We start from the raw sequence: 25,568 nt of genomic DNA, 5'->3' as shown, positions 1-25,568 counted from the left end.
AACTACTTTTTTTCTTCTCTTTGTAAAAGAACAGTGAGTGGGAAGAGTACTGCGTACGCTATCACCAACAACACGGGAGCAAGAGTTAGAGAGTAGATGCCATCAACTTCACCTGTTCCAAGAAGTATGTATCCTGCAACTGCCACAAGGAGGGACAGGATAAACAATGGCGTATGAAACAATGGTCGTTTACTCATAACAGCTCCTGTTCAAAGACAGGCATAATATATGAAAGAGTGAAGAGTAAAGTCAAGAAAAATGTTCTTTTTTTATTTTCTTGCAGTATGAGGATCAAAGAGCAGGGGGGTACTATACTCACTGCTGGTATATTCTGTAATAATCTCGTGGTAAATTTTCTCTTGGCAGTCAAAGGTTGTTTGATCCTTTCTTCGTGCATAGGTTCCGTCTTTACCTGATAAGAACCATCCCGTCGTGTGTTCGCTAAAAAGCGTATCTAAATAGCGGCGCAGTTTCTGCGTGCATTCTTTGCTGAGAATTGGCACCATGTGCTCTATTCGACGTTCTTGATTTCGGGGCATCCAGTCTGCAGAAGAGATATAGTATCGAGGGCTTCCGTTGGCATGAAAACAAAAGAGCCGCGCATGTTCAAGGTATCGTCCGAGAATAGAAATAACCGTGATGTTTTCACTGAGGTTGGCAATCTGTGGCCGGAGTAGACAAATACCTCGTACATTGAGTTGTATTTCTACTCCCTTTTGTGATGCTTCGTATAAATCGTTGATAATCTCAGGGTCGGAAAGGGAGTTTACCTTTGCTTCGATTTTACCGATACCCCCTTTCTGGGCATTGCTTGCTTCCTGACGTATGAGCTGTCGAAGTGTTTTCTTGAGGTCTATGGGGGCCATACGGAGATAGGAGAACTGCTGCGTCATAGAGGCGCCGGTGATCACATGAAATAGTTTTGCTGCATCATCGCAGAGTTTTGGGTTTGCCGTAAGGAGTGAAATGTCTGTATAGAGGCGTGCCGTTTTTTCGTTATAGTTTCCTGTACCAAAATGAGCATAGCGGGCAATGCCCCCCTTCTCTTTACGAATTACCAAGGTTGCCTTTGCGTGAGTTTTGAGATGTTTTACCCCATATACAACGGTAATACCCGCATCTTCCAATTCGTGGGCCCATGCAATATTTTGTGCTTCATCAAAGCGTGCTTTTATTTCACAGAGAACCGTCACATTCTTTCCACGCTGGGCTGCTTCTTTCAAAGAGGCGATTATGGGGCTTTTTGCAGAAGTTCGATACAGGGTTTGTTTTACGGCTGTAACCTGCGGATCTTTGGCCGCTTCATCGATAAAGCGTAACACCGTGTCATAGCTCTCATAGGGGTGAATAAGAAGGATGTCTTTTTCTGAGAGATAGGAAAATAAACAGTTGCATTGTCGGATATCGTTTCGGAGCAAGGGCGGTTGATTTGGAAAAAATTGACTTTTCAGTTTTCTGAAATGCTGGAGCGAGAAAACATCCTGCATTTTCAAAAAAGAGCTTCGTGTAACAACACAATCATTCCGGGATATTCCAAGATATGTCGTAAGAACCTTTCTGCTTTCTGGGTCTATTCCCTCTTCTACATCAAGGCGCGTACAAAAGCTTCGCTTTCGTTGGCGAATAATTTCGTGCATGTGGGGAAGAAATCGCTCACTAATGTCTTCATCAACGTTCATTCCAGCATTGCGAATGAGATAAAAAAGATGTGTGTCTATTAGATCGTATCCGTGAAATAGATCATGGCAGTGAGCTTTTAAGATAGTCTCAAGGGGGGTGGCGTACTGTTCTGCAAAAAGAAAGCGTTCTGTATGCTTGGGAAAAGGGATTATGCTATGAGATATTTCTTCTTCACGGTTTTTGAGGCGTACAAGTAGATGGAGCCGCTCTGGTTCCAGCACCGTTGGCTGTCGTTCTGGATGGATGGCAATGGGCGTCAGTAGAGGGTAGATATGCTCAAGAAAAAACTCTTTTTGTTTGAGAAAAAGATGCGGAGGTCGGGTGAGATGTATTCCTTCTTTTGCTAAGGCAGGGCCAAGGTTTTTGGTATAGAGGGCATCCATGTGGGATAGGAGGTTGTGCGACTGTTCTATGGCTGCGTTGAGTTGTTCCACAATGGTATAGCCGGCTCGATCCTGCTCGGTAGTATTTTTTTCCGCAAGCATCATCAGACTGCCAAGACGAACTTTACAAAATTCATCTTGGTTATTGGCGGTAATGGCAAGAAACCCCAGGCGTTCCATAAGCGGGACCGTTGGATCTTCCGCAAGCTCTAAGACTCGGCGGTTGAATGCAATCTGTGAGAGTTCTCGATTAAAAAAAGCAGATGTCGCTCCCATGGGATTACTCCTTTATATCAGTCTGTAGTTCTATCGGTATGCCGTAGATGTCTTTAAATTTTTATTGTTTTCTCGAATAGCTAAACGTTCTAAGTTATGGCCTTCGTAGTAGGGCATGGAAATACGAAGTGCCTTTGATGTAAGAGATATGGAAACAGCTTTTTTTCCCATGCCGCCCTTATCAAGCGAGTCCGCAATACGGAGGATGGCCGATAGTTTTAATACGCGCAGACGTTCTTCATAGGAGTACTTTTTTTGTCCACTGATTTTTGTAGGGTATTTCTTGCGATGATATTTACTTAAAAGGGCCACTGTATGTATCTCGTCTTTTGTCAGACCGAAAAGTGTGCTGTTTTGTATAAGGTAATAGCTATGCCCATGATGGTTTGAACTGTTGATAAACTTACCGATATCATGCAAATATGCTGCAAGCTCTAATAGATGGAGTTCGTGTTCGGATATGTGGAATTGCTTGGCGAGTGTAGAGCCGATTTTTCGTGCATAATAGGCTACACGTTGGGCGTGTTTTTTATCGTAGAGATATTTTTCTCCTACGGCCTGAGCAGCTTTCTTACTCTGTTTCTGCAGGTCATATGTGATCCCTTGTTTGAACAAAAGTACCCCTGTATGAAGTGATATGTCGCAGAGATAGAGCTCTTTTACAGAAAGTTTTTTGGCAATAGTACGATACATCCAGAGTGCGGGAGATAAATATGCTGATACAGTGTGGGGTAGATTGTAAGTCTGAGAAATTTCGTGTGCAGAAAGATATCGTATTGTATCAGAAAATGCAATCAGTTTTTCAAGGGGGAGCGTGCTGTAAGATGCGTGGGGGGTAGAGCATCCTGTCTCCTGTGCAGCCGTGGTAATTGCTGTACCGTAGGTAATGAGAGCATTGATGGTCCTATGGATATAGCCATAGGAAAAGAGGTTATCCACCCGCCGTTCTATTTCTTGATACAGGGAGTCGTATAGCTCTTCTGGGGTTTCAGCGTAGGGGTGAATTTCTTCCATGGCACGGAGCGTCCCGAAATGACTTATGTGACTAAACACAACCGTATTTTTTACCATGTGAATAAAGGGGGAGTTCCCTCCACCCATATGGTAGATGAGTGAATTTTGGTTTTGGAAGTGCTCAGCCCGCCCAACACTATGCTTATAGCTTATATAGAGATAGCGAATAATCTCCCGAACACTTAACACGTGAATCGTGATGCCTGTTGCAATGGCGATTTTATGTATAAAAAGATCCCGGTTTCGAGCTTCTTTTATTGCAGAAGAGGCCAGGCTCAGACAGTGGTGTGGCGGGACATCGTACTCTGTAATAACTCTCTTGTATGCCATGAGAGCATGTATTACCTTATTTGTATTTGTATCACTGATCTTTTTCTTTTGTGAAAAGGTATCAGCGCCTAAGGGGATGTTTTGTTCAAGGAAGTCAATTTGTTCAATATTTCCGTGCACATCTGTCTGCATGATACGTAAGCGTACACTCTGGCTTCCCAGATCAATAATTGCAAAAATGGGGGGCATGTTAGTCTCCGAGACAGGTTCCAGTCATGCGTGCAGCCGTGATCCATGGATGGGTCTGAGGCACAACTTTCTTTTTCCCCGCTACTTCAGTAAGTGGGACGGGGGTACAGTGGGAATTTTTATATGCCACCATAACATTATACTGTCCTTCCGCACAGAGGCGGGCTGCTGTAACTCCCATTTGGGTTGACAAGAGGCGATCTGTTGCAGATGGAGTGCCTCCGCGCAGGATATGGCCCAATGTTGTTACACGACTCTCAATATTTGTAAGCTCTGTGAGGTTTTGTGCCACACGGTTTATCAAAGGAATGTCAAGGCTATCTTTGCCAACAAAGACACCTTTTTTCTCTGTTTTTTCCCAGTCAACTTCATCTTGCGCCATGGCTCCTTCTGCCAAGGCGACAATGGAAAAGTTTTTTCCCATGCGCCGGCGTTCCTTTAGACTTTCAGCTATGCATTCATAGCTATAGGGTATCTCAGGTATTAAAATTACATCGGCGCCACCGGCAATGCCTGCACCTAGGGTAAGCCAACCGGCGTTATGACCCATGATTTCACAGACCATGATGCGTTGATGACTTGTGGCAGTTGTATGGAGACGATCAAGAGCCTCGGTGGCTGTGGTCATGGCCGTATCAAAGCCAAAGGTGATATCAGTATGATAGACATCGTTATCAATTGTTTTAGGAATTGTTATCACCGGAATACCGGTCTTCTTCCATAAGTGGAGAGCATTTTTTTGCGTCCCGCCTCCTCCAAGGCACACGACGCAATCAACTTGCATACGTTGGAGATTTTCTCCTGCAACACGTGTCATGTCAAGGAATTGTTCTCCCATTTTCATCTTTTTGGGTTTGTCGCGACTGGTACCGAGAATTGTTCCGCCCTTTGTAAGAATCCCACTAACCTGTGCGTCGGTAAGGGTAATGAATTTGTTTTCTACAAGCCCCCGAAAACCGTTTTGTATTCCCAGAACCTTCATACCGTATTTATGTAGAGCTGGCTTTGCTACGCCGCGTATAACGGCATTAAGTCCGGGGCAATCTCCACCACTGGTAAGCAGGGCAATGCATTTTGCCTTTGATGCTTCTTTTCCCATAGAACCTCCACAGGTTATAATCCATATATAATATAATGATTATCCGCAGCAGGAGAGAAAATAAACAGACTTTGTAGACAGTTCTAACAAAACAGGCAGCGATGATTAGAGAAAATGGCGTAAGGAGAGATATACCCTTGGATGGGTAGAAACAACGGTTTTGATAATATCTTTCATGGAAATGCTTTCGTTTTTCCTGTCTTGAAGAATACTTATGGCGTTATTCATATCAGCATCACTGATTCCGTAGAGGCCGAGCCGTGCTTTATACCCTTTTTGCATTCTTCGGCCATGGCGTCGTAGAATATGTTTCTGAAACAGAGCACCACTGCGACGTCGTTTTTTGTTTGAGGGAGCAGTTGCATATAAGAGGGCATACTTTCCTGCGATAGCACCGGTAATCATAGCCTCAAAGATGCCTGATTTTGTGAGGGCGTTTACCATTTCCGCAGTGTCACCACATTGAAAATACCCTGGCGCCACCCACGCTCTTTTATTTGTATATACTGGAATAACACCGCCATAAATAGGGCCAGGTGTACCATGGGGGTACATGTGGGGCAGGGTCTCTTGTAAAATCTTTTTAATATTACACGGTTTTTGGTGTATGTTTCCCCAAGCCACACCAACATTTTCCACACCTGAAGATACGGGGAAACTCCAGAGATAGCCGTGGTGTGCTGATGTTCTATGACGGTGCAACTGCACTTCTTCCGTATTGTTATTAACATTTTCAACGAGGGCATAGGCAGCCACATCAAGGCAGGAAGATTTTTGTGTAAACCCGAAGCGTGTCCCCAAGGATGAGAGGGGCCCCGATGCATCGATAACTGCACGGGCGTAATAGGTTTTATCAGTGAGGTAGATTGCCTGTCGTGTCTCTTCCTCTGGAATAATATCTACCACAGATCTGCCCCGTATAAGGGTGACGCGGGGGTCGCTCTTCTGTTCCTGCAGGATATCTTCCTGCATTACCGCACGGTTCAGAATGTATCCTAAGGGGGCTCCTCCACGTCGAAATACCACATTGCTTCCGTTGGGAGAGAAGAAACGTGCTTGCCGGATCTCGTTTCGAATCCATGTACTGCGCGGGGTGTAGCATTTGTCAAAGGTGTTTTTCCACACCCCCTCACCACATCGGATATTTCCCTGGTATGACGTATTTTTTTCAATAAGAAGAATTGTTGCATCTTGGGGGGCTTCTCTGCGTATTTCTTCTACGGCGGCAAGACCGGCAGGGCCAGCTCCAATAATGGCAATATCAAATTTTTCCATTGTCACGATCCTGCTGAATTTGTTTTGCCACGGTGTAGCCATTGGTTATTACATTGTACACTCCGCAACCGGGTAAACTCCAGTGACCGCACTGGTATAGATTCTTTATGTGCGTTGTATAGCTCAATTTTGTTTCCTGAAATGGTTCACAGCTGTTTTCAAACCCATAAATTGCTCCTTCCTCGTTTCGAGTATATCGATAAAACGTATCGGGAGAACCGGTTTCAATAAGGTCTATATATGCTTCAAGGCCGGGGTAGAGGGAGCATAAGGCATCCACCATCTTTTGCCCCACGCGTTCTTTTTCCGATTTCCACTGCGTGTTTTGTTTTTGGTCGGCAAAGGTAAGCAGGGTGAGAACCGGTTTTTCGCCAAGGGGTTCACGGGGGTTCAAAATCATAAGATAATCCCCTTGATAGGGCGTTTTATTTCGTGTATATGTGTACAGCTCCTCTTGGCACGCCATATCGTCATACCAGAGAATTACATTTCCTTGGACATATTCTTCGTACCCCGGTTTCATACCTAGATAAACTGCAACTGATGAGAGAGAAGGCTGTAATAAAGATAGACGTCGATGAAATCGTTTACTTTGCCACTGTTCGGGGATGAGGGTGTGGTGCAATAGGTAGGGGTTACAGTCTGCCACAACCAAGTCTGCTTCATAATATCGATCGGAGGTAGTATACACTCCTCGGGCATACTTGTTTTCAATATTGATGGAGCTTACTTCCTCCTTTAGGACAACCTGCCCGCCTCCTCTTTCAATACATTCCAGTAAGGCATCTACAAGGGTAGAAAAGCCACCCCGTATGGAATGGGATCCATTGAAGTAGTGTGTGGCAAAGAGCATGGTAAGAAAGAGACGTGACCCTCTCTGCGGGGGGATTCCCACATAGGGCCATTGCCCTCCCAACACCTGTTGTATTTCTTCTCCCGCAAAGGTTTCTGCAAGATATGAAGCATAGGACTGGCCTTGGAATTTCCGTGCAAACCCTGGATCTTTGTCAGGGTAGCCTTTTTTATCAGGGGTAAAGAGAGTGAACATATGAGTGTACACCTCTTCGAGGTCGGCAAAAAATCTGTCTAACCCCGGTTTTTCCTCGGGAAAATAGTCGTAGAGGGCTTGCCGGATATGGGCGGGGTCATGGGGAATGCAGTATTCTTTATCGCCACTTTTCACCCGAAACATTTCATCTTGCCGTACCGTGGTAATCGCATCGGCAATACCCAGCTGTTCAAATAGGGAAAAAAGCACTCCCGTACGTGCAAGGGGGGCGGTGTGAATGGCTGCTTCGAAGCGGTAGCCGCGCCGAGAGAAGTTATGCGCATAACCACCGGGTTGATAATGTTGTTCCAGAAGAGTTGTGCGAAAGCCCTGCTTAGTGAGAAAGGCAGCCGTGGTGAGTCCTGAAAGACCAGATCCAATAATTACAGCATCCATATACGTTCCATGATAGTTTTTTCCTAAATATAGTAAAAAACATGTGGCTAATTTGCGAAAACTATTGTATCGGGGGTAATTATTTATGATAATTCTCTTTTTTTCTATTATTATAAGGTGAGTTTCATTATGTTGCTTAAGGAGTCTCTATGACCTGTCTTATTGGGGTTTTTGTTCTTATTCCTGCACTGTTGTTTGGGGGAGGTCTGTATCGTATAGATCCTCCTGGGGGGCTTTCCGTAGAAGAGGTTCCGCTCTTTGTGAGCTTTGGCTGGGATGATAATGCCTACGCTGATGGCGTGGAGTGGGTACTTGATTACACTCGGGATATGCGAAACTATGATGGTTCTGCTGTGCGAGGTACGTTCTTTATTACCACCAATTTTGCTACTCCCGGGGGAGAACTGAATAATCAGACCCCAGAGGGGGTTAAAAATGCATGGCTTCAGGCCTATGCTGAAGGAAATGAGATCGCTAATCACACAGAAGCCCATGAGCGGTTCGTTTCCAATAAGGGTGTTGACTACTGGTTGGAGGCCATCGGTAATGCAAATTCCTTTATTGTCAATGAAATGGGGATTCCCCATGATTCGATCATGGGGTTTCGAACCCCCTTTCTTGAGTATGGGGATGGAACTATGGAGGCCTTGGAAAAATTGGGGTTTCGCTATGATTGCAGCGTTGAATGTGGCTTTGATTACTACAGTATTCGTCCGGGGGAACAAACTGATACGGGGTGGGTTGATTATGCCTATTCTCCCGGCAGAGCACGTGGGGGAAAATTGCATTGGTGGCCCTACACTATGGACGCAGGGGTTCCCGAGGGAACGAATTATCGAGCGTCTCGCGGGGTAGAAGGGATGTGGCAGATTCCCGTGAATGTTTACCAAAAACCACCGGTTGATTTTACCGACTTTAATGCCATTCCCGATGATCTGGAAGTATCAACTGTTACGGGGTTTGATTTTAATATCTGGAATAGCATTGATACTCGTGAAGAGGTTTTGCAGCTTTTAAAGTTTGTTTTTCATCAGCGATTACAGGGAAATCGTTCTCCCCTTACAATTAATGTGCACTCAGATTACTACTCAATTCATAATACGGGGGTAAATGATCCCGATTCCCGTGATTACTTTACGGTCCCTTTGGAAGAGCGTAAGGCTGTTTTGGAAGAGTTTACCGAATATATCACCACCTTTCAGGAAGTACGGGTGGTACCCTATGCAACGCTTGTTGACTGGCTTGAGAATCCCGTTCCTCTGTCAGACTACCGCGCTCCAAATCGTTTTGGTCTTGCAGAAAATGGAGAGACCAATAGTGTTCGGGATATGGAAACACAACAGCCGCGAATCCCTCATATCACGGTGTCTGGAACTGAATTACATCTTCGGGTTGAAGAGAGTGCTGCTTATGGCGTGGATATTTTTACTCCGCAAGGACAGTTGGTGCACACTGTACACCGGGGCGTGCTGGATCGGGGCCTGCAACGCTTCTGCCTGAATAATCTTGACATGGGGCGGGGACATTATATTATCCGTGTGCAGGGAGAAGAGACTGTACGTACCCTGTTGTTTGTTCAGTAATATCTCTTTTCTCTTTCATGGCGGTACCACAGGGGAATATATTCATGGGAGTATGAGTTGAAAGGACGGTAGTGTGGTGAGTTTTTTTTGATAGTTGTGGGATTTGTTTGTATGGGTGTTCGTGATGGTTCTGCCGCGCAGGGAGAGTTTGCATTTTCCCTGTATCGAACGGTGGCGCAGGAAGAGGATGGGAATATTTGCCTTTCTCCCTATAGTATCGAGTCTGTTTTTGCCATGCTTTCGGCAGGTGCTCGGGGATCAACCCGTGATGAGCTTTTTTCGCTTTTTGGGTTTTCAGAATCTTCGCAGTTTCATAGGGCTTTTAGCGACGAGATGGATCTGTTGCGTGGAGCCGATGGAGCAACGGTGTATCTTGCAAATGCACTCTGGCCCGCAAAAAAGTATGTTCTCCGGCAAGATTTTATGGAGCTTCTTGAGACACGGTATGGTGCGGAGGTGGAACGTCTCGACTTTGGCACGGAGCCGGAGAAATCCGCCGACCAGATAAATAAGTGGGTAGAGCGTCATACAGAGGGAATGATTTCTCAGATTGTTCAGGCGGATCAGTTCTCTGATCTAACGCGGCTTATTCTCACGAACGCGGTCTATTTTAACGCCTCGTGGAACACGCCTTTTCCCGCAGATAAAACCGCAGAGGATATTTTTTATACCCGACGTGGAGATTCCATATCCGTAGATTATATGCAGCAGGAGGCCTCTTTTTCCTATGGAACAACAGAACATTCAGAGCTTCTTCTGCTTCCTTATTCGGGGGGAGAATTCTCCCTGCTTCTTGCACGTCCTCACAGGAAAGAGCACATGGAAGATCTGGAAGAACGTCTGTCTCCTGCTCTTTTAAACACGTGGGACAAGGCCCTATCTGAAGAGCGTCTCTTCGTAAGTCTTCCAAAATGGAAGATGAAAAAAGAGTATGAAGTTTCATCTTTCCTGCACAGCCTTGGTCTTGCATCAGCCTTCACTCCTCAGGCCGATTTTGGCGGAGTAAGTGAGTCGAAGGAGGATCTTTTTATCGATCGGGTACTTCACAAAACTGCCATGGAGGTTTCCGAAGCGGGAACAGAGGCGGCTGCAGCAACGGCAATAACCATGCGAACCACCTCGGTGAATATCTCTGAGCCCCGTGAGGTTCGCTTCGATTCTCCCTTCCTTTTTTTCATTCGCCATGATCCTACTGGGCGTATACTGTTTATGGGCAGGATGGACGATCCGTCATAATGGAATGGGAAATACTGCATCTGCTTGATATCTTCGGAACGGCGGTCTTTGCCATAAGTGGAGTAATGGTTGCTGGACGACATCGTATGGATCTTTTCGGAGGGCTTGTTTTGAGTTTTGTTACCGCCCTTGGCGGCGGGACCTTACGAGATCTTCTGCTTGATGAAACCACTGTTTTTTGGATAGAACAAGAGCTTTATCTCATGGTGGTTCTTGTAACATCCATTGCAACATTCTATCTGCTTCGTGGAGTATCTATTCCTCGGAAACTTTTTCTTGTCTTTGACGCCCTTGGTCTTTCGGTTTTCTCTGTTCTTGGGGCCATGAAAGGCTATGCTGTTACTGGATCAATTTCTATTTCTCTTCTCATGGGAGTTATGACCGGAGTTGCCGGGGGAATGATGCGTGATATTCTTGCTGATGATATGCCCCTCATCCTCCGGCGAGAAATTTATGCAACAGCATCATTTTTTGGAGCGGCTGTGTACATAGCCCTTCACATTGCCGGGATACTACCCCTTCCTGCTCTACTGCTTTCCTCTATAGTGGTGTTGACAATTCGTCTCATGGCAATACAACGAAATCTCTCCTTGCCGGTTCTCTTTCTCAAAAACAGTGACCAAGGTTGAATTTCACAACTCTTCTGCCTTACGGCGAGGGAAGTAATTTATTTTACACCCCATAGACGTGCGTTTTGAATGAAAGAGCTAGTATGAAATTTCTGTTTTTCGGGACTGCTGATTTTGGTATACCTGCCTTGGAATCACTGCTAGAGGCAGGGCATAGCCCCATGGCGGTGGTGACAAATCCACCGAGACCAGCCGGAAGAGGGAGGAAATTGCGGGAGAGTCCAGTGGCAACCCACTGTCGACAAAATCATCCGAACCTTGTTGTAGAGACCCCAAACGATCTGCGGGATCCCTCCTGTATCGAACGGATACAGCGCTATGGCGCCGACGTTTTTGTTGTGGTCGCTTTTTCTCTTTTGCCTGAGGAGATCTTTTCTATTCCGCCGAAGGGAACATTTAATATCCATGGTTCACTACTTCCGGCATATCGTGGGCCGGCCCCCATTCATCGGGCGATTGCCGCAGGAGAGACGGAAACTGGGGTTACGGTGTTCCGTATCGACCATGGGGTAGATACGGGGGCGATCCTTCTGCAACGCACAGAACCAATTTTTCCCGATGATACTACTCCAACCCTCTATCACCGCTTAAGCCTCCTGGGGGGGGAAGCCATTGTGGATGCCTTTGGCCTTTTGGAAAATAATGAGGATACCTACGTAGCCCAAGATGAACGAAGGGCGAGTCGTGCTCCTTTGCTCCGAAAATCAGAGGAGCGAATTGACTGGAGCGAGGATGCCCGTGTAATTGAGCGAAAAATACGAGCATTCATCCCCTTTCCGGGAAGTGCAACGCTGTATAATGGACAAAAGCTTACGCTCACTCGCGCACAGGTTGAACCGGGTATAGACGGAGCTCCCGGTGAGGTTGTGCGCCGTACTAAAAAAGAACTTATTGTTGCGTGTGGTGTAGATGGACTCAAGATAGAACGACTCAAACCTCAAGGGCGAAAAGAGATGCCCATAGATGCCTACTTAAATGGCAGTTCACTCAAGGAAGGATGTATGTTAGATGAAGCAGAGAAGTAAGCAAACCTTAGACGCGCGTCGGGCAGCATTTCGAATACTCGAACACTTTTTTCTTGAGAAAAAGGAACTTGAGAAAGCGGTGAATGCGGTTTTTTCTCAGACACATCTTAGCGAAAAAGATACACGCCTTGCCTATGAAATTGTACAAGGAACATTACGACGGCAACAGTATTTAGATCAAATTATTTTCCGCTATTTACATGCAAAATTTAAGAATGAGGAGAAGGTTCTTATTATTTTGCGGATTGCTCTCTATCAAATGCTGTTTCTCGATCGGGTTCCCAATTATAGTGCGGTTGATGAAGCGGTGAAAATGACCAAAACAATTTGTTCTTTTGGCCTCAGTCGTGTGGTGAATGGGGTCTTGCGGAATATTGAGAAGGATAAAAAGGATCGCCTTGCCGATGTTGAAAAAGATATGTCTCCCCTGGAACGACTTTCCGTGAAATATTCACACCCGGTTGAACTGGTTCAGCGATGGGAAGCCCGTTTAGGACGGCCTAAAACAGTAAAGCTTCTCAAGTTTAATGCGCGAAAACCGGATATTTTTGTCCGTCGTACCATGGCTTTAACAGCAGAGGCAACTTTTCGTACGGAGATAGCATCAGTTGCAGCTACATCGCGTGGGCAAGGATATAAAAACTTATACTACCGCTTAAAGCCAGGCGTACGGCCCATAGAGCTGGATGTTTTTCTGGGAGGGCATTGTACAGTGCAGGCCCCCTCTTCGGGCTGGGTGGTTGCTCTGCTTGATATTGCCGAAGGAGATCGTATTTATGATATGTGTGCTGCTCCGGGAGGGAAAACAACTCTTATGGCAGACCTCTGCGGTGAGACAGGCCATGTGTACGCAGGAGATTTGCAATGGAAGCGGCTTGAACTGTTGCGTGAGAATACAAAACGACTTCGACAAAGGCAGGTTTCCAGTATTGCCCTTGACGCGTCTGTGGGCGGAGTATCTCGGCTGTTTAACAAAATTCTTGTGGATGCCCCCTGCAGTGGAACAGGGGTGATGCATCGCTATCCCGATGGCCGCTTTTTTAAAGGGGTTGATGATATCTATACCATGGCAGAAAGACAAAAAAAGATTCTTGCCACAGCAGCAGCTTCGCTTGCTCCAGGAGGAATCTTGGTGTATTCCACCTGTTCTCTTGAGGACGAAGAAAATACAGGGGTGATCGAAGCTTTTTTACAAGAACACCATGACTTTACTCTTGAGCGTGCGCACCCCTATGTAGATTCTCAGTACTGCACGAGCAAGGGGTATCTTTCTATCACTCCATACACCCATGGTATGGATGGGATTTTTGCTGCTCGCTTACGAAAAAAGGATGCGTCGAACTAAGGTGGCGAGCAGGCAAAGAGGGTGTTTTTTTCTGCCCTCATGTTGAAAGGAGCATGCCCATGCGAGAGTCCCGTGAATATTATATAAAAGTCGGGTTCTCACGTGATGCAAAAGATATATTTAATGAGATTGAACAAGTGACCGCACGGTTTATTCGTGCAGGGTGGGTTTTAGAGTCTGCCATAGTGGAAACCTCCCTAGAGCACATTACACTTTTTTTTGAACGAGAAATATCTCTTGATAAGGATCAATGAAGGAGGCTATTGTGAAGTATGAGGTAGAAGAGCGCGGAGAATATCTCGTGATACATGTGGTTGGGGATATTACCAAGAAAGCCTATTTAGAAATTCTTGATGAGTCTATCAGTGATCATATTGATGCCGGGCACCATCGCTTTGTCTTTAACCTGGAAAAGGTTGAAAAGATTGACCTCGATGGTATTGACCTCTTTATCGGGTGCTTAACCGATGTCACTGAACATGGCGGCGGTGTCTATATTGTAGCAGAGGACAATGATGTTCTGCAAGTACTTAAGGATAACAGCCTTGATAAACTTATCCCTATCTACGAAACAGACGAAGCATTTGCTGCTGATCACGGGATCTCATCCCTTGACTAAGGTGTTGCTTCTTTCTTTTCTTTTTTTCTTTTCTGGCTGCGTTCCCGCTGCGCGGGTGTACGATTTGGATGATACCCCCACTGCATACCAACGACTGTCTACGCGTGAAGGAGGGCTGTCCCTGCGTATGTTGGCTCCGGATCTCTTGTTTCTTACTCGTGAGGGAACAGGAACAGTTGACCTTGGTCAAATAGACGAGTTGATTGTGCATACTGATGATATTATTCATCGGAAGGGACGTTCGTGGATTGGGGTTAGTCTGCTGTATGATACGGATCAATCACAGGAGTTGCGCGGGTATCTTCCCTATACGACACAACTCTATGGAAAAAGTTCTGTGGGAACAAATAGGGTATATCTGCCGGGGGTCAACCGAATACTCTTTGGAGATGCAAATGAGGTGGAGGCTGTGACCGATGCCGAAGGAGCAGAATAACACCTTCTTGATAAAAGTCTTTGCGGCAGTTGTTCTCGGCTCAGCCGTGGTTGCTTTTTTATTGTTTGTTTTTCAGTATGGTGACGGGATTGGTTTCTTTGCACGGGGAGGGAAAGATCTTGAATCCCTTCTTGAGCGAGGACGTCCTAAGCACGTAATATCCCGACTTGAAACCTTGCCATCGCAAGAGCGGGGGAGTGCTGAAAATCTTCTGCTGTTTGGAAAAGCCGCATATTTAGCTACATGGCAAGCCTATGAAGAAGATTCATGGCGTACCTATGCGGAAGATCTGGATGACTGGTTCTCTTCTCCGCTTCTCTTAGAAGGGATACAGGCCTTACAGCGTGCCGCTGAGGTTGATGAAACCGCTGAGTCGGCCTTACTCTATTTAGGAGTGATCTTTATGGAACGAGGGATGTTTGATTCCTCCCGTGTATATTACGAGCGCCTTCTGCGCCGCAACACGTCCCATTACCAAGGCTTAGTAAACTACGGTGTGCTCCTTTCCCGTATGGGAAAAAATGAACGGGCACGTGCTGTCTTACAGGAAGCAGAGCAGCGTTACCCCGATGATCCTGCCGTGATAAAAAATCTGTTCTGGCTTTATTTATATACCCTTCATGAGTATGAAACTGCAGTTGAATATGGTGATCGGTATGTGCGCATTGCCCGAGAGCAAAGGGGAGTACATGATCTCCCTAAGGTAATTCAAGAGATGCGCCATATTTTAGAACGGTTTCCCGAATATGATAGTGACACCTTGTATCTACGTCAGAGTGAGCCACCGAGGTTTCAGCCTCGAGAATCTATGCAACGTTGGCGTGAACGTATGGAAAGGACCCCATAATGAAAATAGAACGACAACTTGACCGATTTAAAAAATCCCTTGTTGAAGGCCGTAGCATAAATGAAAAAATATTCTGTCGGGTTATTCTTCATAAGGTATCGCGAACCTATGCTTTAACAATCCGTTCTCTTGGTCAGCCCTTTCGTGAACCTGTCTTAATTGGATATCTTATCTGTAGGATTGCTGATACCTACGAAGATACGGTGTATCTTTCTGTGGAAAAAAAATTGGAGGCACTTCAATTGTACAAGGAGTTGTTTCAGTATCCTGAGAAACGGGAAAGGAATCAAAAGGCCCTTTTTGAAATTACGCACAATGCCTTTTCCCTTGCGGATAATGAAGAATTTCTTGCCACCTATATTTCACCGGTGATTACGCGTTTTTCTATTCTTCCCAAGGACGTGCAACAGATAATGACAGACACGGTGGTGGAAATGATTTCTGGAATGAAAGATACGGTGCGTACCCAAGATGAACGGGGCACCGTAGGAACGGAAACAGAGGAAGAATTAGATGCCTATTGTTACTATGTGGCCGGTACGGTGGGAAACATGCTTACCCGGCTTTTTCAGTACTACTCTCCATGGATACAGCAAGACGTGTATGAACGAATGCGGGGGTATAATTCAGATTTCGGTCGAGCTTTGCAACTCACCAATATTATTAAGGACGCCATGGGCGATTTATCCCGTGGAGTGAGTTTTATCCCACGAGATCTTGCACGTCGGTATAATATTTCTCTCCATGAAATTCACCTCACAGAAAACCGTGATACTGCATTTAAAATTATGGAAAAGCTTATTCAAAAGGCCTTGAGAGACCTCAACCGCGCCATGGAATATTCTATTTTAATTCCCAAGGGAGAACCGCGCATACGAATATTTTGTATGATGCCCGTTCTTTTTGCCATAAAAACACTTGCCGCTGCAGTCCAGAGTGATGATCTTTTTAATCCAGACAGGAAAGTAAAAATATCACGGGAGGAAGTAAAGCGCACAATTCGGTTTCTCTTTCTTAATTGTCTCTGGGACTACCGTGTGGTAAAAGAGTATCTGGGTGTTTTGTCTGGGATAGAAGCGCAATTAGGCATTGCAATTCCTCATAATTTCCGTTTTGAAAAAACGATTCCCATGGTACATATTGATCATGATAAATAGGCACCCTTATATTCATGTCTACACGGGAAACGGAAAGGGGAAAACCACGGCAGCTCTTGGTGTTTCCTTGCGTTATCTGGGGCATGGTGGACGGGTGTTTTTTGCATCGTTTCTTAAGGGGCAGGAGTGTGGTGAGTCTCGCCTGTGTTCAACGCTCTCAGAAAGAATGACCTATCGTCAGTATGGACAGGCTTCCTTTGTACGGAGTGTAACAGAAAAAGACGAGCAGTTAGTGAACCAGGGCTTATACGAAATTTCTCAAACGATTCAACAAGCCACCGATCCCTTTGGGCTTCTTGTTCTTGATGAAATTCACCATCTCTTCTCTCTCAACCTTCTCACACAATCCTCCTTTTTGCAGTTTCTTCATGATCTTTCATCTGTAGATGATATCATTTGCACCGGTCGCTCAGCCCCCTCATTTCTTCGTGAAATGGCCGCTGTAGTCACCTCTATGGAGTGCGAAAAGCACTATTTTTCCAGGGGTATTTCCGCACGTAAAGGGGTTGACTATTAGCGTGTCTTTGCGTTGTTTTCATGCATGCTCTTCTGTTTTGTGAGTGATGGTTTCTAGATGGTTTTTTTCAAAATAACCCACATTTATGAAAAAAAACTTGCACGAGTATGTTTGAGAGATATACTCTAGGAACATGACACATTTTAAAGGTAGGTTCTATGTTTGTATGGTACATTCACATGCTGCATGCTGTTCATTCTTTCTTTTGGTGTTGTTGCCCATGAAATGCAGGTTACCTTTCTGGATGATAATCAGGATAAGGTATATTTTGATGGAGATATCCTTTCTGTATCTGTGACAAGCAAGGAGTTTTCGTCCCTACCCAAGGATAACCCTCTGTCCCTTGAGCCTGTATTGTTTCTTTCTGATTGTGGCAAGGAGTATGTTTCTTCCCATTTTCTTGATGATATTTTTATTGAGCGGCGTGATAAACACTGCTTTGATATCTCGGGAACCCTTGTATATCCTGATACCATGGGAGTGATGGGGTTGCGAATTCGTGTGGGATCGGAGTATGTAGTAGGGCCGTTTCCTCTTATTGATTCATCTCTCATGGAAGCAGGAAGTGATTACGGCATGGCGATTACGGGAGTTGCAGTCCCAGGGGATTCTCTTTGTATGTATCCGCCTCTCTCCACCTTTGATAACTTATATGCGATAGAAGATACCCTTTGTTTTATTCGCAGAGATGTGGGGCGTATTTGTATTCCACCGGGATGTAATGTGATAGACCATCTAGGGGCTCTTCGTACTATATCATCGGCACTGTCCATTGTCACTGATGAGAAAGAGGGCCTTTTTTATGCAGAAATTGACTCGGTTTCTGCAAAGTTATTGTCACAAAGAAACGCTCAGATAACGTTACATGGTATTCCCCTTACGGAACCGGTCGTGCGGAGTGTCCCCTTTGGCGAGAATGCCCATGATACGTCATCCCTCTCCGAAAAGATACTGCAGGCAGTGTTTCTTGAAGATACTACAGTTCATTTTTCCGTAAATAATGTTCGTAGATACTCTCTCATGGAAGCCTATGAGGTCGTGTCAGATAGATCTGGCACTGTCTCGGCTCATCCGGATATTGCCTTACAGTATCGACCCAGTGTGCAGAAAGTCTATTTTAGACTTCCCTTTTCCGGAACCCCTACGCTCCGTCTGTATACTTTGCAGGGCGAGCAGGTACACACGCAACAGGTTGCATCGAAAATGCGGCGTGGCCATAATAGTATTTCTCTCTCAGAAGTAGCTCTGCAGCAACGCATGTATTTGGCTGCTGTGGAAATAGATGATGGGCAGGGACGATTTTTCTCAGGAGCTCGGGTGATACTCGTGCAACCTTAAAGAGTTTAAAAGTCGCCCTTGGCTTCCACTTACTCATGCGAGCATACTTCTATCTGGAGCATGCTTGCTTTATTGCAATCTTGCGTAAGTATACGGGCAAAGGTTTTTGTAGAATGTCTCTTTTAAATATCTGGCAGTGGTCAAATTATTTGGAGCGCCACAAATAGGGATACCGCTCTTACGTTTTAAAAATATGGTGTGACTGTGAGCAGTCAGCAATGGATTTTTCCATTTCATAGTCATCCATAAAAAAACCGTTGCCTATGTTCTGTATCAGAGATCTCCCTTTCTCAAACCCACTGTGGCGATACCATGCTATGGAGTGCGTGTTGTTTTTATTTACTCGTAAATAGATGGTTTTTATGCCACGTTCTTGACAAATATGTTCTGCAAAGGCAAGCATCTTCTGTCCAAGGCCGTGGCCACGTTCACTGCGTGCGACATATATTTTGCTGAGCAACAGCATGTGTTCCTTGGGAACAAGGGCCATATATCCCACAAGTCTTTCGTCGCGTGCAATGGTGTAGTATTCATACCCCTCTTGGAGTTGGGTGATGAGATCTTTCTTATTTTGATAGGTTTCAAGCATGTAGTCAACTTGTTGCTGCCCAACTATGGGGACATATTGGTCTGTCCAGATCTGACGAGCCAATATCACACGTCTTCGATCTCTTGTGTATGGGAAACCTTAGATATCTTTAGCATGTTTTATCACCTCTCAGAGGTTTTTTTGTCCGAATTGGGGATGAGTGTTCACCCCTGTGCGGTAAAAACATTCTTCCCCTTTCTCTCTGTAAAGACCGAGAGAGAAAGAGTGCCCCCAACAGATTCATAAAATGATACGTTATTGATGCTTCGTGTGGGGCAATGATTGTTGCGGCATGATGAAAAAAGAACGGGCATGCTTTTAAGGGAGGTGGCATGCCCGTTTTCCGTATTACTTGAGTCGTTTCGTGCTCTTTGCGAGGTCTTCCTCACAGGCATAGGTGAGTTTAACCGGGTCAGCTGTTACTCCGTTGAAGGTGAGAGAAAACTCCTCTTCACTTTGTATCTCAAGGGTGCGGCTGGAAAACTCGCTATCGCTGGGAGAGAGTGTTTCTCCATCTTCAAGATGCAGAGTGAAAAAGCGGTCTTGAAGTCGTGCAAGTTTAAACCCAGCTTCGCTATGGAATATAAGCCCTTCGAGGGTAAGAGTGTTTCCACGTCGATTTTGTTCTTTAATAGCTATGAATATGGGTTCATTTTCAATGGCTCGATAGATAGTGGTATCAAGGCCTGCACGAACCGGATGAGGATATACCCGTTGATAAGCCCGGTATGTATCAAGCATCATGGGGGTTATTTGGGCATCCATATCACGTGCTGTTTCATTCTCTTCGTCCAGTTGTAGTACAACCTGTACAGCATAGTCTGCCTTGAGCAACGTTTCTATATTCGGCTCACTTTCTTCTGTTGCTTCAGCAAAGTACTTTTTGGCTTTTTCAAGTTGAATATCAATATACCCGCCCTTCAGCTCATCGTATCTGCTTTGAACGATGTTTTGATCTGCTGCGATATCCATGGCACGATTGAGGTGAATAAAGGATTTACTGAGATTATTTCGTTCGTTGAGTGTATCAGCATACTCCACAAGAAACAGGGCATACTTATCACGAAGACGACTTTCAATATAGTCCGCATCAATTCGGTCATCAACCATGCCACGCAGGGGCGTCATGATGTTGTGGGTAATGCCGGCACTTCCTTTTAAGTTATTGAGTCGGATTATTGTTGCATAGACAAACTTATTTACCAGTTCTGGAGAGGCATCTTCCCCCGCATTTTGTAGCGCTTGACGATAGCTATCAAAGGCGTTTTTCTCAAGAATCTGTCGCCGAGCTTCAGAATCTGCATTTTCTGCTTGTTTTAGAAAATTATCTCCCTTTCTTTCGAGGGATTGCCCGCATGCCGCAAGCAAGGCCAGTGCCATAAGGAGAAGAGGTAACAACTTTTTCATAAGTAATCCTTTCGCAGTATGAAATAAACTATTTTTCATGTCCTGTTGCTGTGTTGTAATATATACAAAAATATAACAAAAAGATGCATGATGAGAGAAAATAATCAATATACCATGGCAAAAGAGATTGTGGCTACGTTGCAGAATTGTGGCTACATTGCGTATTTTGCTGGAGGGTGTGTACGCGACATGCTCAGAGGGCAGAGAGAATTCAACGATATTGATATTGCGACCTCTGCTCGCCCTGATCAAGTTCGTGCGGTATTCAAACGGGTTGTCCCCGTGGGTGAGAGCTTTGGGGTGATGCTCGTTTTGTGTGGGAAAACATCCTTCGAGGTTGCGACCTTTCGCCGCGATTCTTCCTATAGCGATGGAAGACATCCCGACCACGTCTATTTTTCAACCCCACAGGAAGATGCCCGTCGTCGTGACTTTACAATAAATGGAATGTACTACGACCCTTTGACAGATGAGATCCATGATTATATCGGAGGACAAAAGGATCTAGAGAAACAGCGTATCTCCACGATTGGGGATGCCAAAGAACGCTTTGCTGAGGATTATCTCAGAATGCTTCGAGCGGTTCGTTTTGCCGCACGTTTTTCGTACACCATCGATGCGGCAACCCGTGATGCTATTACGCTGTTGGCGCAGAATATTACCCGTGTTTCAGCCGAGCGGATTTTTCAGGAATTAGACAAAATGATGCGCGGTCCTACTCCTGATATTGCTCTTGCCTTGTTGGATGAGCTTGGGCTCTTACAATATGTGCTACCGGAGGTTGCTGCCATGAAGGGGGTTGCACAGCCGGAAGAGTTTCATCCTGAGGGAGATGTCTTTGCGCACACAAAGCAAGTTCTCTCCTTTCTTCCTACCCACCCCTCATCATCCCTTGCGTGGGCTGCTTTGCTTCACGATGTGGGCAAGCCCCCAACCCAGACCTTTGAAGATCGTATCCGCTTTAGCGGGCATAATACCGTTGGGGCACGCATGGCTGAGAAGATTCTCCGTCGTTTACGCGGATCAAACAAGCTTTGTGATGAAGTGGTTGCCATGATTGATAATCATATGAATTTTATGCATGTGCAGCAGATGCGTAAAGGGAAAATTAAACGCTTTCTTTCCCGTCCAACTATTGAAGAAGAGATCGTTCTTCATCGCGCAGACTGCTTGGCTAGTCACGGTGATACGGATAATTGCCGCTTTCTTCGCAGTATCCAAGAGGAGTTTCGGGAAGAAGACCTGCGTCCAGAGCCACTCCTTCGGGGAAAAGATCTCATTGCCTTAGGGCTTTCCCCTTCACCACGTTTTGGAAAACTCCTTTCAGCAGTATATGAGTTGCAGCTTGAAGAAGAGGTAGAAACCCGCGAAGAAGCTCTGGCGTGGGTGAAAAAAATATCCCCTAAGAGAATGGTCTGTATCGGGGAAAGGACATAAACTATTTTGACTCCATAATGAGAGTATGAGGAGCATATATGGCAATTATTGATATTGTAGCGAAGGTTGTTGGGACAAAACAGGATAAAGACCTGAAGAAACTGCGCCCCCTGTTACAGAAAGTAAATACGGCATGGGAGGATATTAAGCCGCTTTCTGATACTGAACTGCAGGGAAAAACCGAGGAGTTTCGTCGTCGCCTTCGAGAGGGAGAAACCCTTGATTCTCTTCTCTTTGAAGCCTTTGCTGTGGTACGTGAAGCGACCCATCGAATTTTAGGAAATGGAAAGGTATTTCAAAAAGAAGATGGCACGGAAGTACGCTTTATGGCCCATTTTGATGTACAGGTACTAGCCGCAATTGTGTTGCATCAGGGAAAAATTGCTGAAATGAAGACGGGGGAGGGTAAGACACAGGTTGCACCTATGGCTGCGTACCTCAATGCGCTTCCTGAAGATAAAAGTGTTCACGTGGTAACCGTAAATGATTATCTGGCAAAACGTGATAGTGAATGGATGGGGCAGATATTCCGCTTTCTTGGTTTAACCGTCGGATGTATTGATTCAACAGCTCCGGGGAGCTCAGAGCGAAAAGCGGCCTATGCCTGTGATATTGTCTATGGTACAAATAATGAGTTCGGCTTTGATTATCTTCGTGATAATATGGCAGTACGCAAGGAGAATTTAGTTCAAAGTGATCTCAACTTTGCCATTATTGATGAGGTTGATAATATCCTTATTGACGAAGCGCGGACTCCCTTGATTATATCCGGTCCCAGTGATAAGGATAATTCACAGTATATAAATCTGGAACCCTTAGTCCGAAAACTCATTGCCGCACAGAAACAGCGTGCCAGCGAGATCTTTAAGAAACTCGAAACGCACATTGCAGAAAAGCGATATGATCGTACCTTTGGTGAATTGATGCTGACGTTAAAACGGGCGGTTCCGAAGGATCCTCGCTTTTTGGAATTGATAAAAGATAAAGAGGTTGATCGGGTTATGAAGGCCGTGGAGGGAGAATATCTTCGCGAGAAAAAACTGCATCTGCTCAATGAAGAACTCTTTTTTGCCATTGATGAGTCTGGAAACTCTACGGAGATGACTGAGATGGGCCGTGAATTAATCAGTGGTTCTAATACTGGTTTTTTCGTACTTCCCGATCTTTCCGTGACTATTGGTGAAATTGATGCTGCGACGGATATGACCCCTGAGGAAAAAAATCTTGCGCGGGAAAAGGCGCATCAGGAGTATGCTGAACAGGCGGAGAAAATACACTGTGTGACTCAGTTGTTACGAGCCCATGCCATGTTTGAAAAAGATGTGGATTACGTTGTTCGTCAAGGTAAGGTTGAAATTGTTGATGAGTTTACGGGGCGGATTATGTCTGGGCGACGTTATTCCGACGGGCTTCATCAGGCCTTAGAAGCAAAAGAAGGAGTGCAGGTGGCAGGGGAGTCCCAGACCCTTGCAAATATCACCTTCCAAAATTTCTTTAAAATGTACGATAAGGTTGCCGGCATGACCGGTACTGCCGTAACAGAGGCAAAGGAATTCATAGATATTTACGAACTTGATGTTGTGCAAATTCCTACGAATAAACCGATCATACGTAACGATTATGATGATCAAATTTATAAAACTCCGCGAGAAAAGTATAACGCTGTTGTGGCAGAAATTCAAGAGGCTGTAGAGGCAGGACGTCCCACCTTGGTTGGTACTATTTCTATTGAGAAATCGGAGTACTTGGGAAGCCTTTTAAAAAAAGCAGGGGTTGCTCATGAGGTGCTAAATGCAAAAAATCATGCCCGGGAAGCTTCCATTGTAGCCCAAGCTGGCCGAAAAGGGGCGGTAACCATCGCGACCAATATGGCCGGCCGTGGAACTGATATTAAACTAGGCGGTAATTTTGAAGAGTTGGCTCGTGAAAAGCTTCTCATGGATGGGGAAGACCCCGATGCCTTTTCTGAAGAGGATATGAAGAATCGCTATCCGGAATTACATCAAAAGGTTGCCGAAGAGAAGATGGAAGTTCTTGCGGCGGGTGGTTTACAGGTGATTGGCACAGAACGACATGAGAGTAGACGGATTGATAATCAGTTGCGTGGTCGATCCGGTCGTCAGGGTGATCCTGGCTTGTCCCGCTTTTATTTAAGCCTTGATGATGATCTTATGCGTATTTTCGGCTCTGAGCGCATTGCTGGCCTTATGGATAAAATGGGGCTTGAGGAAGGGGAGGTTATCTCCCATGGTATTATCAGCAGTTCTGTTAGTCGGGCACAACGGAAGGTTGAAGGGCGTAACTTTGAAATTCGAAAGCATCTCAAAGAGTATGATGATGTTATGAATATGCAACGAAAAGAGGTGTATGCCCTGCGGAAAACAATCCTTCTTGGTGAGGATATTGCCGCTGAAATTAATGATCAGTTCGGTGGTGCCCTTGAGGCCATTCTTCTCCGCCATACTGCGGGGGCAAAAAATCCCGAGGAGTGGGATTTTGATAAAATTAACGAAGAAATGGCGCGTACCTTTGGCATCGTTGTTTCTAAGGAGGAGTACTCCTTGCAAGGCCTTACGGTAGAATCTCTTTTTGATTCACTGTGGGGGGAGATTCGTTCTTTTTATCAGAACAAGGAGGAGCGGATTGGGGCTGATCGCTTGCGAGAGCTTGAGCGAAATGTTGCCCTTATGGTTATTGATGAAAAATGGAAAAAACATCTTTTCGAAATGGATCATCTTCGTGACGAGGTGCAGTACCGTTCATTTGGGCAGAAAAAACCGCTGTTTGAATATCAGAAAGAGGGCTTATTGCTCTTTGAACAGTTCCGTGAAGATTTAGCCGTACAGATCTCTTCTATGCTGTTTCGTATTGAAGTGGTGGAGCGACCGCGACCGAATGATTCACGTCCTGTCAAAGAGTCACATTCACGGGTAAATACCTTCGCGTCTCGTGGAGATGGGGCAAAACCAAAGCCGCAACAGCTCTTACGGACTCATCCAAAGGTGGGACGTAACGATCCCTGCCCCTGTGGAAGTGGAAGGAAGTATAAAAAATGTTGTGGGAAATAAAAAAAGCTCCTTTATAGGAGCTTTTTTAGTGAACTATCGTAGCGCTGGGGGCTTATCCTTCCGAAAGCTCAAGGGCGATAATGAGAACAACCATGGCTGAGAAGATGCTTGTTGCTACAATCTGAAAGGTTCTGTCTCGGTCAGGCTTTTCCTCGCCTTTTATAACACGCTCTTCACTAGCTTTTGTGGTGTCTACTGTTGCTTCATCCACAAGTTGCGAAATATTTGCAGAGAGATGAAGAGGCCCCGGTTCTTCAAGGTGTATCTCTTTTTGAAATCGTTCATACCCTTCCTTTAGTATCATTATTTCATAAGTTCCTGCTGGTAAGGTCGTGTCTGCTGAATAGGGGGTTACGCCCACTCTACTTCGGTTTAGTAAGACAATGGCAGAATCAACCGAAGCCTGTATTAAAACGCCATGGCTCTGTTTTTCAGTAATCTCCTGTTCTGAAATCTCCTGTTCTGAAATCTCCTGTTCTGAAATCTCCTGTTCTGAAATCTCCTGTTCTGAAATCTCCTGTTCTGAAATCTCCTGATCTGAAATCTCCTGATCTGAAATCTCCTGATCTGAAATCTCCTGTTCTGTGATCTCCTGTTCTGTGATCTCCTGTTCTGTGATCTCCTGATCTGTGATCTCCTGATCTG

The 25,568-nt window shown here is 45.3% G+C and carries 23 protein-coding genes; 14 read left to right on the top strand and 9 right to left on the bottom strand.

Features of this window, described 5'->3' with window-relative positions:
- Window positions 1–2 precede the first annotated feature (2 nt).
- The 6 genes from CALK_RS10655 to CALK_RS10630 form a co-directional block, all read right to left on the bottom strand.
- Entirely contained in the window at window positions 3–197 is a 195-nt protein-coding gene (locus CALK_RS10655; RefSeq protein ID WP_022637674.1) for a hypothetical protein, read from the bottom strand.
- A gap of 72 nt (window positions 198–269) precedes the next feature.
- A complete protein-coding gene (gene ppk1 / locus CALK_RS10650; protein ID WP_022637673.1) occupies window positions 270–2,339 on the bottom strand; it encodes a polyphosphate kinase 1 in 2,070 nt (689 codons plus the stop codon).
- 30 nt (window positions 2,340–2,369) lie between these two features.
- A complete protein-coding gene (locus tag CALK_RS10645; protein ID WP_022637672.1) occupies window positions 2,370–3,872 on the bottom strand; it encodes an HD domain-containing protein in 1,503 nt (500 codons plus the stop codon).
- 1 nt (window position 3,873) lies between these two features.
- Entirely contained in the window at window positions 3,874–4,971 is a 1,098-nt protein-coding gene (locus CALK_RS10640) for a 6-phosphofructokinase (protein WP_022637671.1), read from the bottom strand.
- Between the two features lie 105 nt (window positions 4,972–5,076).
- Window positions 5,077–6,246, bottom strand: a complete 1,170-nt coding sequence (locus tag CALK_RS10635; RefSeq protein WP_022637670.1) for a lycopene cyclase family protein — start codon at window positions 6,244–6,246, stop codon at window positions 5,077–5,079.
- On the bottom strand, window positions 6,233–7,690 hold the full coding sequence (locus tag CALK_RS10630; RefSeq protein ID WP_022637669.1) for a phytoene desaturase family protein: 1,458 nt from the start codon (window positions 7,688–7,690) through the stop codon (window positions 6,233–6,235). The genes CALK_RS10635 and CALK_RS10630 overlap by 14 nt, the downstream gene beginning before the upstream one ends.
- Window positions 7,691–7,839: 149 nt before the next feature.
- Here CALK_RS10630 and CALK_RS10625 point away from each other — a divergent pair, with 149 nt between their 5' ends.
- From CALK_RS10625 to CALK_RS10570, 12 genes are all read left to right on the top strand, one after another.
- A complete protein-coding gene (locus tag CALK_RS10625) occupies window positions 7,840–9,273 on the top strand; it encodes a polysaccharide deacetylase family protein (protein ID WP_022637668.1) in 1,434 nt (477 codons plus the stop codon).
- A 111-nt stretch (window positions 9,274–9,384) separates the two neighbouring features.
- Window positions 9,385–10,509 carry a serpin family protein gene (locus tag CALK_RS10620; protein ID WP_022637667.1) on the top strand — a complete coding sequence of 375 codons (1,125 nt, stop codon included), beginning with the start codon at window positions 9,385–9,387 and terminating at the stop codon, window positions 10,507–10,509.
- Window positions 10,509–11,138: a trimeric intracellular cation channel family protein gene (locus CALK_RS10615; RefSeq protein ID WP_022637666.1), complete on the top strand. Its 630-nt coding sequence runs from the start codon at window positions 10,509–10,511 to the stop codon at window positions 11,136–11,138. Before CALK_RS10620 ends, CALK_RS10615 begins: the two co-directional genes overlap by 1 nt.
- A gap of 83 nt (window positions 11,139–11,221) precedes the next feature.
- The gene (fmt, locus tag CALK_RS10610) at window positions 11,222–12,163 is read left to right on the top strand and encodes a methionyl-tRNA formyltransferase (protein ID WP_081698148.1); all 942 of its coding nucleotides are present in this window, start codon (window positions 11,222–11,224) and stop codon (window positions 12,161–12,163) included.
- Window positions 12,147–13,508, top strand: a complete 1,362-nt coding sequence (gene rsmB, locus CALK_RS10605) for a 16S rRNA (cytosine(967)-C(5))-methyltransferase RsmB (RefSeq protein WP_022637664.1) — start codon at window positions 12,147–12,149, stop codon at window positions 13,506–13,508. The genes fmt and rsmB overlap by 17 nt, the downstream gene beginning before the upstream one ends.
- 59 nt (window positions 13,509–13,567) lie before the next feature.
- Complete coding sequence (locus tag CALK_RS10600) at window positions 13,568–13,762, top strand: hypothetical protein (protein WP_022637663.1); 195 nt, start codon at window positions 13,568–13,570, stop codon at window positions 13,760–13,762.
- A gap of 11 nt (window positions 13,763–13,773) precedes the next feature.
- Window positions 13,774–14,127: an STAS domain-containing protein gene (locus tag CALK_RS10595; protein ID WP_162146737.1), complete on the top strand. Its 354-nt coding sequence runs from the start codon at window positions 13,774–13,776 to the stop codon at window positions 14,125–14,127.
- Window positions 14,120–14,563, top strand: coding sequence for a hypothetical protein (locus CALK_RS10590; protein WP_022637661.1), 444 nt, complete (start codon window positions 14,120–14,122; stop codon window positions 14,561–14,563). Before CALK_RS10595 ends, CALK_RS10590 begins: the two co-directional genes overlap by 8 nt.
- Before the next feature lie 7 nt (window positions 14,564–14,570).
- Window positions 14,571–15,410, top strand: a complete 840-nt coding sequence (locus CALK_RS10585) for a tetratricopeptide repeat protein (protein ID WP_162146736.1) — start codon at window positions 14,571–14,573, stop codon at window positions 15,408–15,410.
- The gene (locus CALK_RS10580) at window positions 15,410–16,567 is read left to right on the top strand and encodes a squalene/phytoene synthase family protein (RefSeq protein ID WP_022637659.1); all 1,158 of its coding nucleotides are present in this window, start codon (window positions 15,410–15,412) and stop codon (window positions 16,565–16,567) included. Before CALK_RS10585 ends, CALK_RS10580 begins: the two co-directional genes overlap by 1 nt.
- On the top strand, window positions 16,557–17,084 hold the full coding sequence (locus CALK_RS10575) for a cob(I)yrinic acid a,c-diamide adenosyltransferase (protein ID WP_022637658.1): 528 nt from the start codon (window positions 16,557–16,559) through the stop codon (window positions 17,082–17,084). The genes CALK_RS10580 and CALK_RS10575 overlap by 11 nt, the downstream gene beginning before the upstream one ends.
- Window positions 17,085–17,270: 186 nt before the next feature.
- Window positions 17,271–18,422, top strand: coding sequence for a hypothetical protein (locus CALK_RS10570; protein WP_022637657.1), 1,152 nt, complete (start codon window positions 17,271–17,273; stop codon window positions 18,420–18,422).
- Between the two features lie 178 nt (window positions 18,423–18,600).
- Here the strand turns inward: CALK_RS10570 and CALK_RS10565 are convergent, their stop codons facing one another.
- A complete protein-coding gene (locus CALK_RS10565) occupies window positions 18,601–19,074 on the bottom strand; it encodes a GNAT family N-acetyltransferase (RefSeq protein WP_155851859.1) in 474 nt (157 codons plus the stop codon).
- Window positions 19,075–19,359: 285 nt separating this feature from the next.
- On the bottom strand, window positions 19,360–20,418 hold the full coding sequence (locus CALK_RS10560) for a hypothetical protein (RefSeq protein ID WP_022637655.1): 1,059 nt from the start codon (window positions 20,416–20,418) through the stop codon (window positions 19,360–19,362).
- Between the two features lie 90 nt (window positions 20,419–20,508).
- Between CALK_RS10560 and CALK_RS10555 the strand changes: the two genes are divergently transcribed.
- Both CALK_RS10555 and secA read left to right on the top strand, forming a co-directional pair.
- Window positions 20,509–21,855 (top strand): CCA tRNA nucleotidyltransferase, encoded by a 1,347-nt coding sequence (locus tag CALK_RS10555; RefSeq protein ID WP_022637654.1) that lies wholly within the window; start codon window positions 20,509–20,511, stop codon window positions 21,853–21,855.
- A 38-nt stretch (window positions 21,856–21,893) separates the two neighbouring features.
- On the top strand, window positions 21,894–24,923 hold the full coding sequence (gene secA, locus CALK_RS13295) for a preprotein translocase subunit SecA (protein WP_022637653.1): 3,030 nt from the start codon (window positions 21,894–21,896) through the stop codon (window positions 24,921–24,923).
- 52 nt (window positions 24,924–24,975) lie between these two features.
- Here the strand turns inward: secA and CALK_RS10545 are convergent.
- On the bottom strand, window positions 24,976–25,568 hold a 593-nt coding region (locus CALK_RS10545; RefSeq protein ID WP_034637955.1), incomplete at its 5' end, for a PEGA domain-containing protein.

It is taken from the genome of Chitinivibrio alkaliphilus ACht1 (assembly GCF_000474745.1).
Lineage (GTDB): Bacteria > Fibrobacterota > Chitinivibrionia > Chitinivibrionales > Chitinivibrionaceae > Chitinivibrio > Chitinivibrio alkaliphilus.
Note: the sequence above shows the minus strand (reverse complement) of the source record. Positions and strands in the feature narration are given on the sequence as shown.

Bases quoted from the DNA above. Each gene is read 5' to 3' on its own strand.
- CALK_RS10655 (WP_022637674.1), bottom strand. From the start codon at position 197: ATGAGTAAACGACCATTGTTTCATACGCCATTGTTTATCCTGTCCCTC.
- ppk1 (WP_022637673.1), bottom strand. From the start codon at position 2,339: ATGGGAGCGACATCTGCTTTTTTTAATCGAGAACTCTCACAGATTGCA.
- CALK_RS10645 (WP_022637672.1), bottom strand. From the start codon at position 3,872: ATGCCCCCCATTTTTGCAATTATTGATCTGGGAAGCCAGAGTGTACGC.
- CALK_RS10640 (WP_022637671.1), bottom strand. From the start codon at position 4,971: ATGGGAAAAGAAGCATCAAAGGCAAAATGCATTGCCCTGCTTACCAGT.
- CALK_RS10635 (WP_022637670.1), bottom strand. From the start codon at position 6,246: ATGGAAAAATTTGATATTGCCATTATTGGAGCTGGCCCTGCCGGTCTT.
- CALK_RS10630 (WP_022637669.1), bottom strand. From the start codon at position 7,690: ATGGATGCTGTAATTATTGGATCTGGTCTTTCAGGACTCACCACGGCT.
- CALK_RS10625 (WP_022637668.1), top strand. From the start codon at position 7,840: ATGACCTGTCTTATTGGGGTTTTTGTTCTTATTCCTGCACTGTTGTTT.
- CALK_RS10620 (WP_022637667.1), top strand. From the start codon at position 9,385: ATGGGTGTTCGTGATGGTTCTGCCGCGCAGGGAGAGTTTGCATTTTCC.
- CALK_RS10615 (WP_022637666.1), top strand. From the start codon at position 10,509: ATGGAATGGGAAATACTGCATCTGCTTGATATCTTCGGAACGGCGGTC.
- fmt (WP_081698148.1), top strand. From the start codon at position 11,222: ATGAAATTTCTGTTTTTCGGGACTGCTGATTTTGGTATACCTGCCTTG.
- rsmB (WP_022637664.1), top strand. From the start codon at position 12,147: ATGAAGCAGAGAAGTAAGCAAACCTTAGACGCGCGTCGGGCAGCATTT.
- CALK_RS10600 (WP_022637663.1), top strand. From the start codon at position 13,568: ATGCGAGAGTCCCGTGAATATTATATAAAAGTCGGGTTCTCACGTGAT.
- CALK_RS10580 (WP_022637659.1), top strand. From the start codon at position 15,410: ATGAAAATAGAACGACAACTTGACCGATTTAAAAAATCCCTTGTTGAA.
- CALK_RS10575 (WP_022637658.1), top strand. From the start codon at position 16,557: ATGATAAATAGGCACCCTTATATTCATGTCTACACGGGAAACGGAAAG.
- CALK_RS10570 (WP_022637657.1), top strand. From the start codon at position 17,271: ATGCTGTTCATTCTTTCTTTTGGTGTTGTTGCCCATGAAATGCAGGTT.
- CALK_RS10560 (WP_022637655.1), bottom strand. From the start codon at position 20,418: ATGAAAAAGTTGTTACCTCTTCTCCTTATGGCACTGGCCTTGCTTGCG.
- CALK_RS10555 (WP_022637654.1), top strand. From the start codon at position 20,509: ATGAGAGAAAATAATCAATATACCATGGCAAAAGAGATTGTGGCTACG.
- secA (WP_022637653.1), top strand. From the start codon at position 21,894: ATGGCAATTATTGATATTGTAGCGAAGGTTGTTGGGACAAAACAGGAT.